Genomic DNA, 1,173 nt, shown 5'->3' with positions numbered 1-1,173 from the left:
GGGGGAGGGAGTCCTCATCTCGAAGCAGGCTTCCCGCTTAGATGCTTTCAGCGGTTATCCTTTCCGAACGTAGCCAACCAGCCATGCCCTTGGCAGAACAACTGGCACACCAGAGGTTCGTCCGTCCCGGTCCTCTCGTACTAGGGACAGCCCTTCTCAAGACTCCTACGCGCACAGCGGATAGGGACCGAACTGTCTCACGACGTTCTAAACCCAGCTCGCGTACCGCTTTAATGGGCGAACAGCCCAACCCTTGGGACCGACTCCAGCCCCAGGATGCGACGAGCCGACATCGAGGTGCCAAACCATCCCGTCGATATGGACTCTTGGGGAAGATCAGCCTGTTATCCCCGGGGTACCTTTTATCCGTTGAGCGACGGCGCTTCCACAAGCCACCGCCGGATCACTAGTCCCGACTTTCGTCCCTGCTCGACCCGTCAGTCTCACAGTCAAGCTCCCTTGTGCACTTACACTCAACACCTGATTACCAACCAGGCTGAGGGAACCTTTGGGCGCCTCCGTTACTCTTTAGGAGGCAACCGCCCCAGTTAAACTACCCACCAGACACTGTCCCTGATCCGGATCACGGACCCAGGTTAGACATCCAGCACGACCAGAGTGGTATTTCAACAATGACTCCACACACACTGGCGTGCATGCTTCACAGTCTCCCACCTATCCTACACAAGCCGAACCGAACACCAATATCAAGCTATAGTAAAGGTCCCGGGGTCTTTCCGTCCTGCTGCGCGAAACGAGCATCTTTACTCGTAATGCAATTTCACCGGGCCTATGGTTGAGACAGTCAAGAAGTCGTTACGCCATTCGTGCAGGTCGGAACTTACCCGACAAGGAATTTCGCTACCTTAGGATGGTTATAGTTACCACCGCCGTTTACTGGCGCTTAAGTTCTCAGCTTCGCCACACCGAAATGTGACTAACCGGTCCCCTTAACGTTCCAGCACCGGGCAGGCGTCAGTCCGTATACCTCGCCTTACGGCTTCGCACGGACCTGTGTTTTTAGTAAACAGTCGCTTCTCGCTGGTCTCTGCGGCCACACCCAGCTCACCCAGCACGTGGGATCACCAAACATGGCCCCCCTTCTCCCGAAGTTACGGGGGCATTTTGCCGAGTTCCTTAACCATAGTTCACCCGAACGCCTCGGTATTCTCT

General features: G+C 55.8%; 1 rRNA gene. It reads right to left on the bottom strand.

Annotated elements, in window-relative coordinates:
• Positions 1–1,173, bottom strand: a 23S ribosomal RNA gene (locus H300_RS0121720); the annotation flags it as partial.

This window comes from Streptomyces sp. TAA040, assembly GCF_000424845.1.
Note: the sequence above shows the minus strand (reverse complement) of the source record. Positions and strands in the feature narration are given on the sequence as shown.